Annotated in this window: 14 protein-coding genes and 2 pseudogenes; 13 read left to right on the plus strand and 3 right to left on the minus strand. The window is 61.3% G+C overall.

Annotated elements, in window-relative coordinates:
• Positions 1 to 973: 973 nt before the first annotated feature.
• Positions 974 to 1717: an SDR family NAD(P)-dependent oxidoreductase gene (locus EN943_RS24550; RefSeq protein WP_127414981.1), complete on the minus strand. Its 744-nt coding sequence runs from the start codon at positions 1715 to 1717 to the stop codon at positions 974 to 976.
• Positions 1718 to 1850: 133 nt separating this feature from the next.
• The gene (locus tag EN943_RS24555) at positions 1851 to 2744 is read right to left on the minus strand and encodes a VOC family protein (protein ID WP_127414982.1); all 894 of its coding nucleotides are present in this window, start codon (positions 2742 to 2744) and stop codon (positions 1851 to 1853) included.
• 85 nt (positions 2745 to 2829) lie between these two features.
• On the opposite strand from EN943_RS24555, the gene EN943_RS24560 reads away from it, so the two are divergent.
• The 3 genes and pseudogenes from EN943_RS24560 to EN943_RS38445 all read left to right on the plus strand — a co-directional run.
• Positions 2830 to 3033 carry a TRAP transporter large permease subunit gene (locus tag EN943_RS24560; RefSeq protein ID WP_127414983.1) on the plus strand — a complete coding sequence of 68 codons (204 nt, stop codon included), beginning with the start codon at positions 2830 to 2832 and terminating at the stop codon, positions 3031 to 3033.
• A 425-nt stretch (positions 3034 to 3458) separates the two neighbouring features.
• A pseudogene (locus tag EN943_RS38440) lies at positions 3459 to 3866 on the plus strand (hypothetical protein); the annotation flags it as partial.
• A gap of 20 nt (positions 3867 to 3886) precedes the next feature.
• Positions 3887 to 4033: pseudogene (locus tag EN943_RS38445) on the plus strand (ISNCY family transposase); the annotation flags it as partial.
• A 189-nt stretch (positions 4034 to 4222) separates the two neighbouring features.
• On the opposite strand, the gene EN943_RS24570 reads toward EN943_RS38445, so the two are convergent.
• Positions 4223 to 5119, minus strand: a complete 897-nt coding sequence (locus tag EN943_RS24570; protein ID WP_127414984.1) for a 2-dehydropantoate 2-reductase — start codon at positions 5117 to 5119, stop codon at positions 4223 to 4225.
• 450 nt (positions 5120 to 5569) lie between these two features.
• Between EN943_RS24570 and EN943_RS24575 the strand changes: the two genes are divergently transcribed.
• The 10 genes from EN943_RS24575 (at position 5570) to panD (ending at position 15602) form a co-directional block, all read left to right on the plus strand.
• A complete protein-coding gene (locus EN943_RS24575; protein WP_127414985.1) occupies positions 5570 to 6529 on the plus strand; it encodes a hypothetical protein in 960 nt (319 codons plus the stop codon).
• 64 nt (positions 6530 to 6593) lie between these two features.
• Positions 6594 to 7568 carry a quinolinate synthase NadA gene (gene nadA, locus EN943_RS24580; protein WP_127414986.1) on the plus strand — a complete coding sequence of 325 codons (975 nt, stop codon included), beginning with the start codon at positions 6594 to 6596 and terminating at the stop codon, positions 7566 to 7568.
• Positions 7565 to 9106 (plus strand): L-aspartate oxidase, encoded by a 1542-nt coding sequence (locus tag EN943_RS24585; RefSeq protein WP_127414987.1) that lies wholly within the window; start codon positions 7565 to 7567, stop codon positions 9104 to 9106. Before nadA ends, EN943_RS24585 begins: the two co-directional genes overlap by 4 nt.
• Complete coding sequence (gene nadC, locus EN943_RS24590) at positions 9106 to 9960, plus strand: carboxylating nicotinate-nucleotide diphosphorylase (RefSeq protein WP_127414994.1); 855 nt, start codon at positions 9106 to 9108, stop codon at positions 9958 to 9960. Before EN943_RS24585 ends, nadC begins: the two co-directional genes overlap by 1 nt.
• 158 nt (positions 9961 to 10118) lie before the next feature.
• A complete protein-coding gene (bioB, locus tag EN943_RS24595) occupies positions 10119 to 11060 on the plus strand; it encodes a biotin synthase BioB (RefSeq protein WP_245475955.1) in 942 nt (313 codons plus the stop codon).
• Positions 11057 to 12196, plus strand: a complete 1140-nt coding sequence (locus EN943_RS24600) for an 8-amino-7-oxononanoate synthase (RefSeq protein ID WP_127414988.1) — start codon at positions 11057 to 11059, stop codon at positions 12194 to 12196. The genes bioB and EN943_RS24600 overlap by 4 nt, the downstream gene beginning before the upstream one ends.
• Positions 12197 to 12206: 10 nt before the next feature.
• Positions 12207 to 12842 carry a dethiobiotin synthase gene (gene bioD / locus EN943_RS24605; RefSeq protein WP_127414989.1) on the plus strand — a complete coding sequence of 212 codons (636 nt, stop codon included), beginning with the start codon at positions 12207 to 12209 and terminating at the stop codon, positions 12840 to 12842.
• The gene (locus EN943_RS24610) at positions 12842 to 14101 is read left to right on the plus strand and encodes an adenosylmethionine--8-amino-7-oxononanoate transaminase (protein WP_127414990.1); all 1260 of its coding nucleotides are present in this window, start codon (positions 12842 to 12844) and stop codon (positions 14099 to 14101) included. The genes bioD and EN943_RS24610 overlap by 1 nt, the downstream gene beginning before the upstream one ends.
• Positions 14098 to 15081, plus strand: a complete 984-nt coding sequence (locus EN943_RS24615) for a beta-ketoacyl-ACP synthase III (RefSeq protein ID WP_127414991.1) — start codon at positions 14098 to 14100, stop codon at positions 15079 to 15081. The genes EN943_RS24610 and EN943_RS24615 overlap by 4 nt, the downstream gene beginning before the upstream one ends.
• Before the next feature lie 68 nt (positions 15082 to 15149).
• The gene (panD, locus tag EN943_RS24620; RefSeq protein WP_127414992.1) at positions 15150 to 15602 is read left to right on the plus strand and encodes an aspartate 1-decarboxylase; all 453 of its coding nucleotides are present in this window, start codon (positions 15150 to 15152) and stop codon (positions 15600 to 15602) included.
• The last annotated feature ends 1222 nt before the right edge of the window (positions 15603 to 16824 follow it).

Consider the following 16824-nt stretch of genomic DNA (forward strand, 5'->3'; position numbering starts at 1 on the left):
TGGATTGGAATAACAAGCGCGAGCAAGGCGCCGACCATCATCATCGAGAGCGAGGCGGCCTGCGGCTGATTGGGCTGTTCCCAGATCAGATAGATCGACGAGGAGACGACGACATTCGTCGATGTCAACTCGGTGCTGAGCCCGAAGCGCTTGTTGAAGGCTTCGATCACGGCCTTTTGGGTCTCCGGCTTCGAAGGAACGAGGATCCAGTTCGTAAGCTTTCCCTCTTTCTTTGCCCCTTCGACCACCTGCTCGAAGGGTGGGACGTTCTGTGCATACCCGTTGGCGCCGAATAACAGAGTTATTCGGGCGCTGTTGCAAAACGCGTCTTCATCGCTACCTCCCTATACTTCGCTGTCGGCGTTATACTTGTTTCTAGATATGACAAAGGGGGCCAAGAGTGAGCGTCGCTCATCCGTCATCCCCCAAACCGGGACATTACTTAAGGAAAATGTATTTTCAACCAGAAAATATTATGGTCGGCAAATCGTTCTTCCGCAGCGACAGATGGCCGGCACCGACATGCTTCCGGGCTTGGCCTTCAAGGCTGCCGCTGCCCCGCCTCGGCAACCAGCCAGTCGGATATGACACTGAAGGCTTCCATCCTACACATTGGCTTTGAGGAGGAGACTGTCATTCGACAGGTGCGCAGATGCCCAACAAGCAGAGCCAGTTGGGCGACGTGAACGGATAGGACGCGCCGAGCGCTGACACCTTGAGAGCTCGGGGATGAGGTGAGCCGCTCGACGGTCTTACACAACGACGCCATCCGTCACGAGCCGCCTGTCGCGGAAGAAAGGACGTGAGTCTCCAATCGTATCCTTGCGTTGCGCAGTCCTGGATCCGTGATGTTCCCGGCCGCCCGACGACCGACCAGCCGCCAGGGCCGGCCAACCGATTCAACGTGCTATCCAGAAGCCACGAGCGAGAAAGAGCCGGCCAGACCTTTCGCCGAAGTTGCGAGCTACGGCCTCTAAGCCTGCTCAGCGACCGGGACGATATGGTCGATGTTCCATGGAATGGACACTCCGCCATCCACAAAGAGAAGCTGACCGGTGATGAACCGGGCCAACTTTGAGCTGAGGAATGCGACAGGATTGGCGACGTCAACTGCATCTGCAATGAACCCGACCGGCACAGTCCTTTCAATTTCCCTCTCCTTTTGCACAAGCAGGGTCCTAGAAGGAGTCTTCGTAGGCCCCGGCCCCACGGCATTGCACCTGATGCCAAATGGGCCGCCTTCACGTGTTACGGCCAGCATCAACCCGACGACACTAGCCTTGCTTGCACAATATGGCGCCTGCCCTCTGTAGCCGGCGCCAAGCACAGCAGTCGATGCAATGTTGACAATGCGTCCGTATCTCTGCCTCTTCATAAGAGGAATCGTATATTTGGTCATCAAGAACGTACCGGTAAGATTTACCGACATCATTTTGGTCCAAAGAGCAATGTCTATATTCTCGATAAGGGCCGGTCCGAAGACGGAGCTTATTCCAGCCACGTTTACGAGAATGCCAGCTCGTCCGAACTCGCCGATTGCACGATCGACCGCCGCCGCAACTTGCTCTTCGGCGGATACATCCGTCCTAATGAATATAGCTAAGCCGCTCGGTAGCTGGCCTATAAGCTCTTCCCCGCGCCCCTGGTCCAAATCCAGTATGACACACTTGCCACCGCCTGCGGCAAACGTGCGAACACAGGCCTCGCCTATGCCGATGCTCCACCGGTCACCAGGGCGACTTCACCCTCGAGCTCAATCCAGTCATCTAATCTCCTCACTCGTTGGCACACCTCAGCAGCCCTTGTGCCTAGGTACGCTGTGACCGCCGCCGCCTGCTGCGCCTTGAATTTCAGGCAGTGACCAGGTCGAAGTTGAAGTCCGTCTCCCACGCAGTCATCTGCTCCTTCTTCCAGCTTTGTGGTCGAAGTGGATTCTGTCGGTGCCACGGCCGCGCCTCGAAACGTCCGAGCGCCGGCAGGTAGACATCCATCTGTGTGTACAATTCGATCATCACCCTGTCAGGGTCGTAGTGGTACGCTGCCAGATTGTGGCCGGCATAGTGTCTCGCGGGCCCCCAAAGGGTCGGCATCCCCACCGACGTCAATGTATCGCACGCCCGTGCATGATCCGAATTGTCAGAAAGTTCAAAAGCGATGTGATGAACTCGTGACTCCGGCAGATCGACTATGTTGACGACGTGGTGATCGCTATTGCAGGTCATGAACGTGGCTATTCCACCGATATCGTCCGTATAGTGGAAGCCGAGAAATCTCTGGTAGAAGGCGAGCAGCTTCTTCGCCTCGGGTGTTATGACCGCGATATGTCCAAGCCGCGCGGGCGCGACGCCGCTTCGCCGGTAACCGGGTCCGACACACATTTCCTTGTAGAAATGAAACAGATTGCCACCTGGGGCTAGGACTTCGACAAGCTGGTCGATGCCTGGCTGGCTGTCTGATTTGCGTTCGGGGCTTAGGCCGAATGCCCGGAGGTCTCTTTCGAATTCGTCGAGGTCGGCCCCGTCGCTGAGCTCGTAGCCAAGATGCACAAGCGCCTTTTCGTCTGACTGTCGCAGAACGATGTTGTGGTGCTCCGCCCCAACCGAAAGATAGACGTCGGGGTCCTGGTCGAGCACGTGGGCTAGGCCTAGCACCTCGCAATAGTAGTCGCGAGACCGCGACAGATCCTTGACACCGAGCGCGACATAGCCAAGTCGGATCGCCCGCGGATTGAATGTGCCTACCATGGATCGTGCCAGCCTCCGTTTGCTCCATAATAGCGGCTAAAAAATATCTATTTCAAGAAATAATTCATTTTCCCCACGTAGTCGAATGAGTTCGCCAGGTCGCGTGCCGCCGAGCATTGTGCTGATCGTTCTCGGCTCCGTCGCCAGACTGTCGATCGCCGACCTTTTCACCAGCGGTTTCGTCATCGCCTTCGTGCTGCTTGTCGCGCTGGCCATCATCGCACTCTGGCGCTCGCGCGACGACCGATCGACGTTGCCGCCCGCCCGTCCTTCGGGCGATCAAACATAGCTTTAAGATCGCGATCCTCTTAGCCCGACCACACCCCTGAACGCGGGTCTGCGTCTCTACGAGGACGACTCGATCGCCGCCTCGTTGCCGGCCGTTTTCCAGAAACGGAATGGAGTTTCTATTGAAACGGATTTGACGAGGTCCGAGATCGCATTCCAGGCCTTCTACGAACGCATGCTGATCAAGTCCGGCTGGTTCTGATGACAGACGGCTCACCTTGCCGGAGGCTAGATTGCAAAGTGGCGACGTCGGGCGTCTGCGTCCTTGGCAACGATCCGGTGGAATCGTGCGACGAGTACGAAGCCGATGAGGTCGCCTTGGACCATGGTGACGACGAGGCCGAAGCTGAGAGGACTGTGATCGCGGTCGAGCCAAAGCCCAGGCTCCACCGCAGCGAAGCGCTCAATCGCGAAGAGCTCTGGCGGATGCGCAAGGCGGCGGAGACAACGACCGTTTCGCTCGTCGGTGATGTCAAGGCCGGCAAGACGACCCTGATCGCCGCCCTCTACAGCTCCTTTTGCAAAGGGCCGTTCGCGGGATTCGAATTTCGCTCCAGCCAAACGCTGACAGCATTCGCCAGGCGTCACCACCGCGCCCTCGAACGATCTAGGGAGCCACTTCCCGTCACGGATCGAACCAGCCGCCAAGAAGGCGTCGGCTTCTTCCACCTGAATGTGGTCGGCGCGGCGGAGCAGCGTCATCTCCTGATTGCGGATCGCTCTGGCGAGGATTTCCGCGACGCGCGCCGGGACACCAGCCTGATCCCGAATTTGTGGGAGCTCGAGATGGCGGACCGCGTTTGCTTCATCCTTGACGCGGGCAAGCTGGCGAGGCCCGAGACGCGCGCGGGCTACAACCGAGCAATCGGCGCCATGATGAGGACTTTCGCAACAGCACACTGGATCTGGTGCGCGATCGCTACCGAGACTTCGGCCCGACGCTTGCCAGCGAGAAGCTGCTTGAGTGGCACCAGATCGCCGTCAGCACCGAGACGCTACGCATGCCAAATCGGCCAAGCCCAGGATCCTTCGGCATAGAGCTGGGATGGTTCCCTTTAAGCTGCTTTCCTGCGACAACCTGTCCAAGCAGCATGGTCGCGCCCATGCGCTGCAGCCGACAATCCCGCCGTATTAAAGGTTTGGCCCGCTTCCGCCGAGTTTGGAAAGCCCGCAAATATCTCCGTCAACCGTCACCGCGGGCCCTTGGCTTCAGCCAGCTTGACCATGGTGTGTAGCACCCGGTTCGATGGTGTCGGGATGCCAAGCGCCGCGCCCTTGCGGACAATGAATCCATTGAGATAATCGATTTCGCTTTTTTTACCGCGCGCTACATCCTGGGCAGTCGATGAATACTGATCGGGCATTGTACCGGCGAGAGCGACTACAGTTTGCAGGGTATCACCTGGAACGGAGATGCCCGATCTGCTGGCCACGGCCAAGCACTCGTCCACTACCTGCATCATCACATCCATCACCCCGTCGACTTCAAGAAGGCGTCCATAGGGAAGCTGCGAAACGGCGGACAGGGCATTATAAGCGCAGTTCACGATCAGTTTGCCCCAGAGAGCGCCGATGGCGTTCTCCGATACGGTTGTGGCAATACCGGCAGCGATCAACTTCGCCGCAATGTCGGTGCTTTTGGGGGAAGGGCCGATAACAAGATCACCGCCGCCACGATGCCTGACATGGCCCGGCCCGGCCATTTCGGTTGCCACGTACACCACTCCCGGAACAACCGTCCTTCCAACCACCGCTTGCAGACGCCCCACATTGTCCACTCCGTTCTGGAGACTGAGAACAATGACGTCTTCTATCAAGTGAGATGATATCTCCTGGCCTGCTGTCTCCGTGTCAGCGGATTTAGTGCAAAAGAGCACAACGTCAGCGCCAGCGACGCCGGACGGTTCGGTTGTCGCCTGTATCGACACGTGTTCGTGAAAGGTTAGGGCCTCGATTAAGAGGCCGCGATCATTCACGGCATGGACATGTTGGGCCCGCCCGATCAGGACCACCGAATGTCCCGCACGCGCCAGCATGGCGCCATAGTAGCAACCGACAGCGCCCGCACCCATAACCGCAATATTCATGACATCACACTCCTACTTAGCCAGCGGAATTTGGGCGGCGCTCGAGATAGCGCATGGTCACCGAGCTTCGTCGCCAGACCCGTCTTCTGCACCGGCGCGATTTCTGTCAACAGCAAGACCAGCGCTCGAAGCTTGGTTCCCGCACCACCGCGGAGGCGCCTGGTTCGGTAACCGCAAGCGCGTCGCGCCGGTGCGCTCGGCATCGCCCCGCCCTACACGCGGTTGTATTTTCCCGAAAGTGTTCACCGCTTACGGCAGCTGAGCTCAATACATGGCTCCTTCCCATACGCTACCCTCCGCGGATGTCGCGTTTGACACATTTTTGTGCAGGCGAAGAGCTAAAATTGCCCATGGGCGCGATGTTGACGCACCGACAATTATCGTAGAGAACCAATCTAAATCGGTTCAGCTGCTGCCGCAGCGGAACTCAGCCCAGCCAGATCAGGGACCATGGACCATCAGGAAAAGCCGACCAGGCAACGCAAACCTGGAGGCAAGGGCAATAACGTCAAGGCGGACCTGATCGCCGTCGTCGTCGCCGTGAACAACAGCGTCCCCTGCGTTCTCACCATCTCGCAGGCAAACGCCCTACCGTCAGGCCCGTTCGAACTCGCCCACCGTTCGCTGCAGTCGGGCCTCAGGGGATGGGTCGAACAACAGACCGGCCACCCGCTCGGCTATATCGAACAGCTCTACACTTTCGCCGATCGCGACCGGATTGGCGCGGAGGAGCGCATAATCTCGATCAGCTATCTCGCGCTTACGCAGATCGAAGATGTGGGCGCCGCGGCCAAGCGATCCTGGGCAAGCTGGTACGACTACTTTCCATGGGAGGATCACCGCTCCGGTGCGCCGGCGGTGCTGGAATATCTTCGGCCACTCCTGAGGGAATGGGCGGATAGCGCTGACGACACCGCCATCCGGCTCGATCGCCGGCGGCGCACGGCTATTGCCTTCGGCTTCGACAACCGGTTATGGAACGAAGAGTTCGCGCTGCAGCGTTATGAGCTTCTCTACGAGGCGGCGCTTGTGGAGGAAGCGATACGCGGTAGACCTTCAGCCGCACCTACTCCTGTAGCGGGCAAATCGATGATCGCCGATCACCGCCGCATCCTGGCAACGGCTATTGCGCGGCTGCGCTCCAAGATCAAATACCGGCCCGTCGTGTTCGAGCTCATGCCGCCGCTCTTTACGCTTTTGCAGCTGCAGCGAACCGTGGAAGCGCTCTCCGGCAGGCTTATCAACAAACCAAACTTTCGCCGTCTCATAGAGCAACAAGAGCTGGTGGAGAAAACCGGGGACACGACCACCGAAACCGGCGGCCGGCCGGCGCAGCTCTACCGCTTTCGCCACGACATTCTCGATGAGAGGCCGGTGGCTGGGACAAAATTGCCGCTTACGAGGGCTTGACATCCCTTATAGTCACAACGGATATATAGGTCTTATATTCTTGTAGACTATAACTGGAGGCTCGATGAGCGCCATCCTGCCTTCAGGCGCGTCGCTGTACGACCGCGTTCGCCACTTTGTCCCCCCAATCGAATGGCCGGTCTTTGCCGAGGACATCGAGGCCATTCTCGATCTGAAGCGGCAGCGAAACGCCGTCATCCTGGCCCACAACTACCAGACGCCGGAGATTTTCCACTGTGTCGCGGATATCGTCGGCGACAGCCTGGCGCTTGCGCGCAAGGCGATGACGGTCGAAGCGGATGTGATCGTGCTTGCCGGCGTGCATTTCATGGCCGAGACGGCGAAGCTGCTCAACCCGCAAAAGACGGTGCTCATTCCGGATCTGCGCGCAGGCTGTTCGCTGGCCGACTCCATCACGGCCGAGGACATTCGTGTGCTGCGGAAACGTTATCCGGGCGTGCCTGTCGTCACCTATGTCAACACGTCGGCCGAGGTCAAAGCCGAGTCCGACATCTGCTGTACCTCCGGCAATGCAAAAGCCGTGGTCGAGTCCCTTGGTGTCCCTCGGGTGATCATGCTGCCGGACGAGTATCTGGCCCAAAACATCGCCGCCCAGACCGACGTTGAGATCATCGCCTGGAAGGGGCATTGCGAGGTGCATGAACGTTTCACGCCGGCCGATATCAGGGAGTTGCGCGAAAGCCATCCTGGTGTGATCGTGCTGGCGCATCCCGAATGCCCGCCAGACGTGGTGACTGAAGCCGATTTTTCCGGGTCGACCGCTGCCATGTCCGACTATGTCGAACGACAAAAACCGCCTCGCGTCGTGCTGCTGACGGAATGTTCGATGAGCGACAATGTCGCGCTCCATCATCCGGAGCTCGAGTTCATCCGGCCCTGCAATTTGTGCCCGCACATGAAGCGCATCACGCTCGCCAACATCCGCGAGGCTCTGGAACAAAACCGCCATGTCGTAACCATCGCACCCGGGATCGCCCAGCGCGCGCGGCGTGCGGTCGAGCGGATGCTGGCAATTTGAGCGCCGATGTCCGCAGCTTCTTCGGGCGGCCCATTATCATTGGCGGCGGCATTGCCGGGCTGATGACCGCGCTTCATCTGGCGCCTGAGCCGGTGCTTCTTCTGTCCAGGACGCTACTCGGAGCTGACACGTCGAGCACCTGGGCACAGGGCGGTCTGGCCGCGAGCCTCGGTAATGACGATGACCCGGCGCTGCACCTGGCCGATACGCTCGCCGCCGGGGACGGGCTCTGCGACAGGGACATGGCATGCCGCATCCTCCAGGCCGCGCCCGATGCGATCGAGGGACTTGCGCGCTTTGGGGTCCCCTTCGACCGCACGCCAAACGGGTCTCTGCATCTCGGATTGGAGGCCGCGCACAGCCGACGTCGCATCATTCACGCGCATGGTGACGGCAGCGGGCGTGAGATCATGCGTGCCCTTATCGCGGCTGTGCGTTCCACTCCGTCGATTGTAGTTGTCGAGGGCGTGGAAGCGCGCCGGCTGGCGGTGAAGGACAATACGATCCGAGGCGTCTGGGCGAGCTGTTCGATAGGACCTGTCTTCCTCGGCTCTCGGCGGGTCGTGCTCGGCACCGGTGGGATCGGGGGTTTGTTTCTCGACACCACCAATCCTTCGGGCAGTTGCGGACAGGGCCTGGCACTTGCGGCCCGCGCCGGAGCTGTCCTTTCCGACCTCGAGTTCATACAGTTCCACCCGACCGCTCTCGACGGACCGGACCGTCCCATGACGCTGATCAGCGAGGCTGTCCGCGGCGAAGGTGCTGTCCTCATCGACGAAACCGGCCAGTCCTTTCTCCAGCGCGTGCAAGGGGCGGAACTTGCGCCTCGCGATGTCTTGGCGCGCGCCGTGTGGAACCACCTTGCGAACGGTCACCGCGTTTTTCTCGACGCACGGCAACGGCCTGGCCCGGAATTTGCGCGACAGTTCCCGACGATAGCATCTGCCTGTCGTGGAGCCGGTATCAATCCGGCGCGCGATCTCATTCCCATTCGTCCGGCCCAACATTACCACATGGGTGGAGTGGCGGTGGACGGGTCCGGCCGCACCTCTGTAAAGGGGCTATGGGCCTGCGGCGAAGTCGCCTCGACCGGACTGCATGGCGCCAACAGGCTCGCCAGCAATTCCCTGACCGAAGCCGTCGTGTGCGCGCGCTGGGTCGCCGAAAGCGTCGCCGCAACCCCTGCTCGCAGAACAAAGCCTGCGTTTGGAGGCGATTACCCAGCGCCCGATCCGATACCCGTGCGTCCTTTCCTGTCGTGCGCACTCGGCATCGTCCGGGATGGTGAAGGTTTGAAAGCAGTCATACGTGCCTTGCTGCCGCTCGCCGAAAGCAAAGACGCGGCATCGGATCCGGCGGCTGTTGCGCTGATGATCGCGATTGCCGCTTTGTCGCGCGAGGAAAGCCGTGGCGCTCACTACCGGACGGACTTTCCTGATCCGGCACCTGAGGCCAGACGGTCCGAAATCACCCTCGAAGCCGCCTTGGGCGCAGCGCGGGAACTGGCACAATCCCCAGCGCTGGAAAGGGCCACGTGATGAACCTCCGCCCGCTTCCCGCAATCATGTTCGAGGCGCTGGTAAGGGCAGCCCTTCTCGAGGACCTTGGCAGAGCCGGTGACATCACCACTGACGCCATCATAGCGAAGTATCACCACGCGACGACCGTGCTTGCGGCGCGCCAGGCCGGCGTCGTCGCCGGGCTCGATCTAGCCATGCTCGCCTTCCGCCTGATCGATCCGGACGTCGAAATCTCGGTGGCGCGGCCAGACGGCAGTAATGTCATGGAAGGAGAGGTCATCGCATCGGTGATTGGCCCGGCCCGGGCCATTCTCACCGCCGAACGGACTGCGCTCAATTTTCTGTGCCATCTGAGCGGTGTCGCTACCGCAACGGCATCGATCGTCGCCGCGGTTCGTTGGCACGATGCGAAGATCGTCTGCACCCGCAAGACGACGCCCGGCTTGCGGGCGGTCGAAAAATACGCCGTGCGCGCCGGTGGTGGCTCCAATCACCGCTTCGGCCTCGACGACGCCATCCTGATCAAGGACAACCACATCGCCATCGCCGGCGGTATTCGCTCGGCGATAGAGCGGGCACGAAACAGCGCCGGCCATCTGGTCAAGATCGAAGTCGAGGTCGATACCCTAGCCCAGTTGGAGGAGGTCCTTGGTTTCGCTCCCGATGCGGTCCTTCTCGACAACATGTCACTCGAGCATCTGCGTCGTGCCGTCGCAATCGTTGGCGGTCGGGCGATCACGGAGGCTTCCGGCACGATCACATCCGATACAGCGCGTGCGATTGCCGCGACCGGCGTTGATCTGATTTCCATCGGTCGACTGACTCACAGCGCGCCGATCCTGGATATCGGCCTCGACTATCGGAGTTCATGATCGCGCGACGAACCGAAGGGCGCAGGTCGGTGACCGTTTCGATCGCCGTCAAGCGCACAAGAAGGCCGCGGCACAACCAGGACGGAGGGAACAGGATGGACATGCACGCAACCAGTTCGATGAAGACATTGCCACAGGCTTCAGCCCCTGACGCCGGGATGTGGACCCCGGAGAAGGCTCGGGCGCTACACGACGCGCCCTTCAACAATCTTCTCTTCCTCGCGCAAACCGTGCACCGTGAGAATTTCGATCCCAACAAGGTCCAGCTCAGCCGGCTTCTCAGCATCAAGACAGGCGGCTGTCCGGAGGATTGCGGCTATTGCAGCCAGTCGGCGCATCACGAAAGCGGGTTGAAGGCGTCGAAGTTGATGGAAGTCAGGCGCGTCATCGCCGAGGCGACCAAGGCGCGTGATGCCGGCGCCACCCGCTATTGCATGGGAGCCGCCTGGCGAAACCCCAAGCCGCGCGACATGGATGCGGTGGTGGCGATGGTCGAGGGCGTCAAGGCGCTGGGCATGGAGACCTGCATGACCCTCGGCATGCTCGATCTTGAGCAGGCCGCTCGTCTGAGGCAGGCAGGCCTCGACTACTACAACCACAACATCGATACGTCGGAACGCTACTACAGCGAGATCATCAGCACACGCAACTTTGCCGACCGGCTGGAGACACTCGAGCTCGTCCGCCAATCCGGCATCAAGGTCTGCTGCGGCGGTATTGTCGGCATGGGCGAAGAGCCGGTGGACCGGATCGACATGCTGGTGACGCTGGCCAATCTGCCGGAGCATCCGCAAAGCGTTCCGATCAACATGCTGATCCCGATCGCCGGCACCCCGCTTGCCGACGCCAGGCCGATCGAGCCGATCGAATTCGTGCGCGTGATCGCGCTGGCACGCATCATGATGCCGAAATCGCATGTCCGTCTTTCCGCCGGCCGCACCGCCATGACCGACGAGATGCAGGCGCTGTGCTTCTTTGCCGGCGCCAATTCGATCTTTGTCGGCGATACGCTGCTGACAGCGGACAATCCCGGCGAGGACAAGGATCTTCTGCTCTTTCGGCGCCTCGGCATCGAGCCGATGGAACGCGAGGCGCAATGAGCGGGGCACCGCTTGCCCGCTACGAGGCGACCTTGCAGGGGCTGGCGCGCAAGGACCGGCTGCGGACGCTATCGCCGCGCACCGGTCTCGACTTCTCGTCGAACGACTATCTCGGGCTTGCCGCGTCCAAAAGGCTTGGCGATGCGGTTGCGGCGGCGATCGCGCGGGGCACGCCGGTCGGCGCCACCGGATCGCGGCTGTTGCGCGGCAATGCGCCGGAACACGAGCAACTGGAGGCGGACGCCGCGGCGTTCTTCGGAGCTGAGCGCGCACTGTTCTTCGGCAGCGGCTACATCGCCAACTTCGCTCTCCTGACCGCGCTGCCGCAGAAGGGCGACCTTTTGGTCCTCGACGAACTCGCCCATGCCAGCATGCATGAGGGCGCGCGGGCAGGACGCGCCGAGTCCAAACTCGCCGCGCATAACGACGTCGATGCTGTCGAGGATGCAATCACGCGCTGGCGCGCCGAAGGCGGCATAGGGCGCGTCTGGATCGGCGTCGAGAGCCTCTACAGCATGGATGGCGACCGCGCGCCGCTAGAAAGCCTTGTCGCGCTTGCCGATCGGCACGAGGCATTCATCGTCGTCGACGAGGCGCACGCCAGCGGCGTCTGGGGACCTGACGGACGCGGCCTTGCAGCCGCGTTCGAAGGCCGCGACAACATCGTAGCGCTCCACACATGCGGTAAGGCGCTTGGCGCATCTGGCGCGCTGGTCACCGGACCGCGTACGTTGTGCGACTATCTCGTCAACCAATGTCGGCCGTTCATCTACGCCACCGCGCCATCGCCGCTGATGGCGGTGGCAGTGCGCGAGGCGCTTGCGATGCTGTCCGATGAGCCCCAACGCCGTGTCCAGTTGCAGGAGCGCGTTGCCGCCGCCGGCCGTCAATTGGCCGAGCGCTGCGGCGTGGCACCCAGCGGGTCGCAGATCCAGCCATTCGTCATCGGCGATGTCGGGCGCACCATGACTGTGGCGGCGGAACTGCAGGCGCGCGGCTTCGACATACGCGGCATTCGTCCGCCGACCGTGCCCGAAGGCACTTCGCGCCTGCGCATTTCGCTGACGCTCAATGTCGACGAAGCCGACATTTCCGGGATGGTCGAGGCGCTGGTCGAAGTGTTGGCCCAAACATGACCGAGGTGGCATGACCCAACGCATCGTCATCAGCGGAACCGACACCGGAGTTGGCAAGACCGTGTTTGCCGCCGGGCTTGCCGGCCTGCTCGACGGTTTCTACTGGAAGCCGGTGCAATCGGGTCTCGACGGCGAGACCGACAGCGAAGTGGTCGCGCGGCTTGCCGGCTTGCCCCCGGAGCGCGTGCTGCCGGAAGCCTACCGCTTGAAGAGCCCGCTGTCGCCGCATCGTTCGGCCGAGATCGACGGCGTCGCGATCAAAGCTGCCGATCTTACTTTTCCCGTCCTGCCGACGCCGCTGGTCATCGAGGGCGCGGGCGGGCTGATGGTGCCGCTCAACCGGCGCACAAGGTTCATCGACATCTTTGCTGAGTGGCGGCTGCCGGTCATTTTGTGCGCCCGTACCACGCTCGGCACCATCAACCACACCCTACTGTCGATCGAGGCGCTGCGCGCCCGCTCCATCCCGCTGGCCGGCATCGCCTTTATCGGCGATGAGATGGCCGATACGCAACGGACCATCGTGGAAATGGGCGGTGTGCCGCAGCTCGGCAGGCTGCCCTATCTCGACCCGCTGACGGACAAGACGCTGCGGGACGCAATGATTGCCGGATTTGCCTTCGCCTCGTGCACGGGATATCACTGATGTCGCATGTCTGGCATCCCTTCACCCAGCACGCACTCGAGCCGGCGATCCCGGAAATCGTCCTGACCGAGGGCGCCTATCTCCACAAGGCTGACGGCTCCCGCATCCTGGACGCGATTTCCTCCTGGTGGGTCGTCACCCATGGCCACCGTCATCCCCGCATCATGAAGGCCATCGAGACGACCGCATCGAGCCTCGACCAGATCATCTTCGCCGGCTTCACGCACGAGCCGGCCGAGCGCCTCGCCAACGCACTTGTCGGCCTCGCTCCCGCCGGTCTCGACTGGGTGTTCTATTCCGACAGCGGTTCGACCTCAGTCGAAGTCGCGTTAAAAATGGCGCTCGGCTATTTCCGCAACATCGGCGCGCCGCGCTCGCGCACAGTCGTCATGGAGCAGAGCTATCATGGCGACACGATCGGCACGATGAGCGTTGGCGCCCGCGGTGTATTCAACGCCGCCTACGAACCCCTGCTGTTCGAGGTCGACACCATCCCCTTTCCGGCCGCCGGGCGCGAGCAGGAAACGCTGGATCGGTTTGAAGCAGTCTCCCGCGACCGGCGCACCGCCGCCCTGATCGTCGAGCCGCTGGTGCTGGGCGCCGGCGGCATGCTGATGTACCCACCGTGGGTTCTCACCGAATTGAAGAAGATCGCAGAAACCTCCGGCACGCTGCTGATCGCCGACGAAGTAATGACCGGCTGGGGGCGCACCGGAACCATGTTCGCCTGCGAGCAGGCATCGATCTCTCCAGACATCCTGTGCACCTCGAAGGGCCTGACCGGCGGCGTGATCCCGCTTGCGGCCACTCTCGCCACCGATGCCATCTTCCAGGCTCATTATTCGACGGACCGCAAGAAGACGTTCTTCCACTCGAGCTCCTACACCGCCAATCCGATGGCCTGCGCGGCGGCACTTGCCAATGTCGAGATCTGGCGGGACGAGCCGGTGGCCGAGCGTGTCGCGGCCTTGAGCGCGATGCAGGCCGCCGCGCTGCAACGCTTTCGGGACAATCCATATCTTGCCGACTGCCGCGCGACGGGAACGATCGTGGCGCTCGACCTCCGAACCGGTTCCGCTGGTTATCTCGCTGAAATCGGCCCGAAGCTGCGCGCGTTCTTCCTTGAGCGGGGCCTGCTTGTGCGCCCGCTCGGCAATGTCCTCTATCTTCTGCCGCCCTATTGCATCACCCGCGAGGAACTCTGCGGCGTCTATGATGCGATCGAGGAGGCCGGCGAGCGCTTCGGTTCGAAGCCATGAGCAGATCGGCGCGCATTCTCGGCTTTGGCCATCATGTGCCGTCGCGCAAGGTGGCGAATGCCGAGATCGAGAACGATCTCGGGCTCGAACCCGGCTGGATCGAACGGCGCACCGGAATTCGTTCGCGCTTCTGGGCAACGGACGAAGACACGCTGTCTGGTCTCGCGACGCAGGCTGGCGACATGGCGCTGGCGAACGCCGGTATTGAACGCAGCGACATCGGGCTGCTGTTGCTTGCCACCTCAACACCCGATCACCTTCTGCCACCCAGTGCACCCCTGGTCGCGCACAAACTCGGCCTTGGTCGCGCAGGCGCGGTCGATCTGACCGGCGCCTGCGCCGGCTTCATCTATGCGCTGATGTTCGCCGACGGGTTCACCCGTCTGCACGGCAAAGCGAGCCTTGTCATCGCGGCCAACATCCTCAGCCGTCGCATCAATTCGGCCGAGCGCGCGAGCTCAGTCCTTTTCGCCGACGCCGCCGGCGCCCTGGTGATTGGTCCGTGCGAGGACATTGATCGGGGCATCCTCGGTGCCTCAGTGGATTCGGACGGCTCGCGCTACGGGCTGATCCAGATTCCGGCGGGTGGAAGCAACATCCCGTTCCATGGTGGCCTCGACCTCGCGCAGACCCGCATGACGATGACCGATGGCCGCGAAGTGTTCGCCAAGGCTGTCGATATGATGACCGATTGCTCGACAAGCGCGCTTGCCGCTGCCGGCGTGCGAGCTCGGGATGTCGACCGGTTCGTGCCGCATCAGGCGAATGCCCGCATTTTCGATGCGGTCGGGAGGACCCTTGGAATAACGGATCAAGCAATCGTCAAGACAATCGTTGACTACGGCAACTCTTCCGCCGCGACGATCCCGCTCTCGCTTTCGCTGGCCCATCAGACCGAGCCGTTTCGGCCTGGCGAGAAAATCCTGCTGGCTGCAGCGGGTGCGGGTCTCAGCGGCGGTGCGCTCGTCGTTGGAATTTAGCGGGGCGACCGGGCCGCCCTGAGGACGGCGGACAAGTCATCCCATGATGATAGGAAAGAAGAAGAAAAATGCGAAAAATAGTCGCCGGCAAGCTGCACGGCATCTACGTCACCGAAGCGAACCTCAACTACCATGGTTCGATAACGCTCGATCCTGACCACTGCGAAGCAGCCGGGATCCTGCCCATGGAATTCGTGGAGATATGGAACAAGAATTCCGGGGCGCGGATTTCGACCTATGTCATTCTCGGCGAGCGCGGCTCACGATGCTGTATTCTCAACGGAGCGGCTGCCCGCACCTGCCAGCCCGACGACCAGATCATTGTCTGCAACTCCATCTATCTGGACGAAGCGCATATCACTTCGCTGAAGCCGCGGATTGTCACGTTCGACCAGGACAACAACATACTCGACCGCCTGAGCTACTCCGTCGATCTTGACGCGGATGGCCGCTACACCTTCTCCATTCTTGACGAGGCGGATGAAGCTTTGACCATTCCCGCCCTGGTCTCCGGGGCGTAACACCCGCCGCGCATGTGACATCAGTGTTCGTCAATTGGTGGCCTGCTCGCAAGGCCGAGCCTGGCGCGTTGGCCATCAGCGAAATTCTCGGCGGGCGACTGTGTCTTGAACCGATGAACTGTCAGTTTGCCGTCCTCCATAAGATGAACCACCCATCCCCCACCGCAACGCTTGACGCGCACGTCGTTTGGTTCGCCAGCCACCATCGCTGCCCCTCATTTTCGTCGCCTGGACCGAGACTGGAAGTCGCTCCATGCATGGCGAAAAACACGGGACCTTACGTTGCGTCAAGCACAGATTTTCTGACCGCTGATGGCTTATCTATCTGAACAGGGCGACAATTCGGGCCCGGAACTGTTCGGGCGCGCGGTATCTTGCGCTCGCATCGATTTAGATGCCCAAATTTTGCATCTTAATGCAGCCTTAATTATCCGCGGCTAATGTGGATGAGAACGCGTATTCAGTTCGAGTAACTCTGCCAAAAGCCCGCCGCTCTTGCCCTCAAGAGTGGCGGGTTTTTCGGTTGTGAACACTGGTGCGGTCGGTGCGTATGCTTTCACACCAAGCGCCGTGGGCGTCATCCCTGCCCCCTTCCATTAATGTCGCGTGCTGCTTTTCGGGGCGGCCGCTCGTCGACGACGAACCTGAACGCACCAGCCGGCTCTTGCTGATGCTCGGCGCCGCCCCCTCCCCGGAGCACGCGCCTTGGCGCCTGGGGTGCTCGGAGCAATCGGAGCGATCGTTTCCGGTCTCGACCAGATCGTTGCAGAGGAACAGGAGAACACCTGTCCTACCGGCGAGTTCGATCCTGCTGCTTCACAGGTGGCCAGCTCTGCTCGCAGGGAGCCATTGTCGAGCGGCCGGACCAGAATTCTTCGAATGATCGCTTCCGATCTCCAGCATAGAAAGAGACCGAGAACAGGTTTGGCAGCGTTGCAGCTCAGGATCATTCCCTCATGTTACATCCAGCATGGATGGGCCAACCGCGGTCGGATCAATGCGACGCAAGACACCCTTGACCTCAGTGCAGGACGAGCATCGCGACAGTCCTGCCGGGGCTTTATTGCTTTCAGCGGCAACCGCCACTATGTAGCGACACTTCGCCGACTGTCTTTCAAGCCATCCGGAGAGTTTCATGACACAAGAAGCCGACAACAACATCGACGTCCTCATCGAGCTGACCGCCGATGTCGTCTCAGCCTATGTCTCGAACAATCCCTGT

Origin of the sequence: Mesorhizobium sp. M7A.F.Ca.US.006.01.1.1 (assembly GCF_003997935.1) — a bacterium.
Classification (GTDB): Bacteria; Pseudomonadota; Alphaproteobacteria; order Rhizobiales; family Rhizobiaceae; genus Mesorhizobium.

Bases quoted from the DNA above. Each gene is read 5' to 3' on its own strand.
- EN943_RS24555 (WP_127414982.1), bottom strand. From the start codon at position 2,744: ATGGTAGGCACATTCAATCCGCGGGCGATCCGACTTGGCTATGTCGCG.
- EN943_RS24560 (WP_127414983.1), top strand. From the start codon at position 2,830: ATGAGTTCGCCAGGTCGCGTGCCGCCGAGCATTGTGCTGATCGTTCTC.
- EN943_RS24570 (WP_127414984.1), bottom strand. From the start codon at position 5,119: ATGAATATTGCGGTTATGGGTGCGGGCGCTGTCGGTTGCTACTATGGC.
- EN943_RS24575 (WP_127414985.1), top strand. From the start codon at position 5,570: ATGGACCATCAGGAAAAGCCGACCAGGCAACGCAAACCTGGAGGCAAG.
- nadA (WP_127414986.1), top strand. From the start codon at position 6,594: ATGAGCGCCATCCTGCCTTCAGGCGCGTCGCTGTACGACCGCGTTCGC.
- nadC (WP_127414994.1), top strand. From the start codon at position 9,106: ATGAACCTCCGCCCGCTTCCCGCAATCATGTTCGAGGCGCTGGTAAGG.
- bioB (WP_245475955.1), top strand. From the start codon at position 10,119: ATGTGGACCCCGGAGAAGGCTCGGGCGCTACACGACGCGCCCTTCAAC.
- EN943_RS24600 (WP_127414988.1), top strand. From the start codon at position 11,057: ATGAGCGGGGCACCGCTTGCCCGCTACGAGGCGACCTTGCAGGGGCTG.
- bioD (WP_127414989.1), top strand. From the start codon at position 12,207: ATGACCCAACGCATCGTCATCAGCGGAACCGACACCGGAGTTGGCAAG.
- EN943_RS24610 (WP_127414990.1), top strand. From the start codon at position 12,842: ATGTCGCATGTCTGGCATCCCTTCACCCAGCACGCACTCGAGCCGGCG.
- EN943_RS24615 (WP_127414991.1), top strand. From the start codon at position 14,098: ATGAGCAGATCGGCGCGCATTCTCGGCTTTGGCCATCATGTGCCGTCG.
- panD (WP_127414992.1), top strand. From the start codon at position 15,150: ATGCGAAAAATAGTCGCCGGCAAGCTGCACGGCATCTACGTCACCGAA.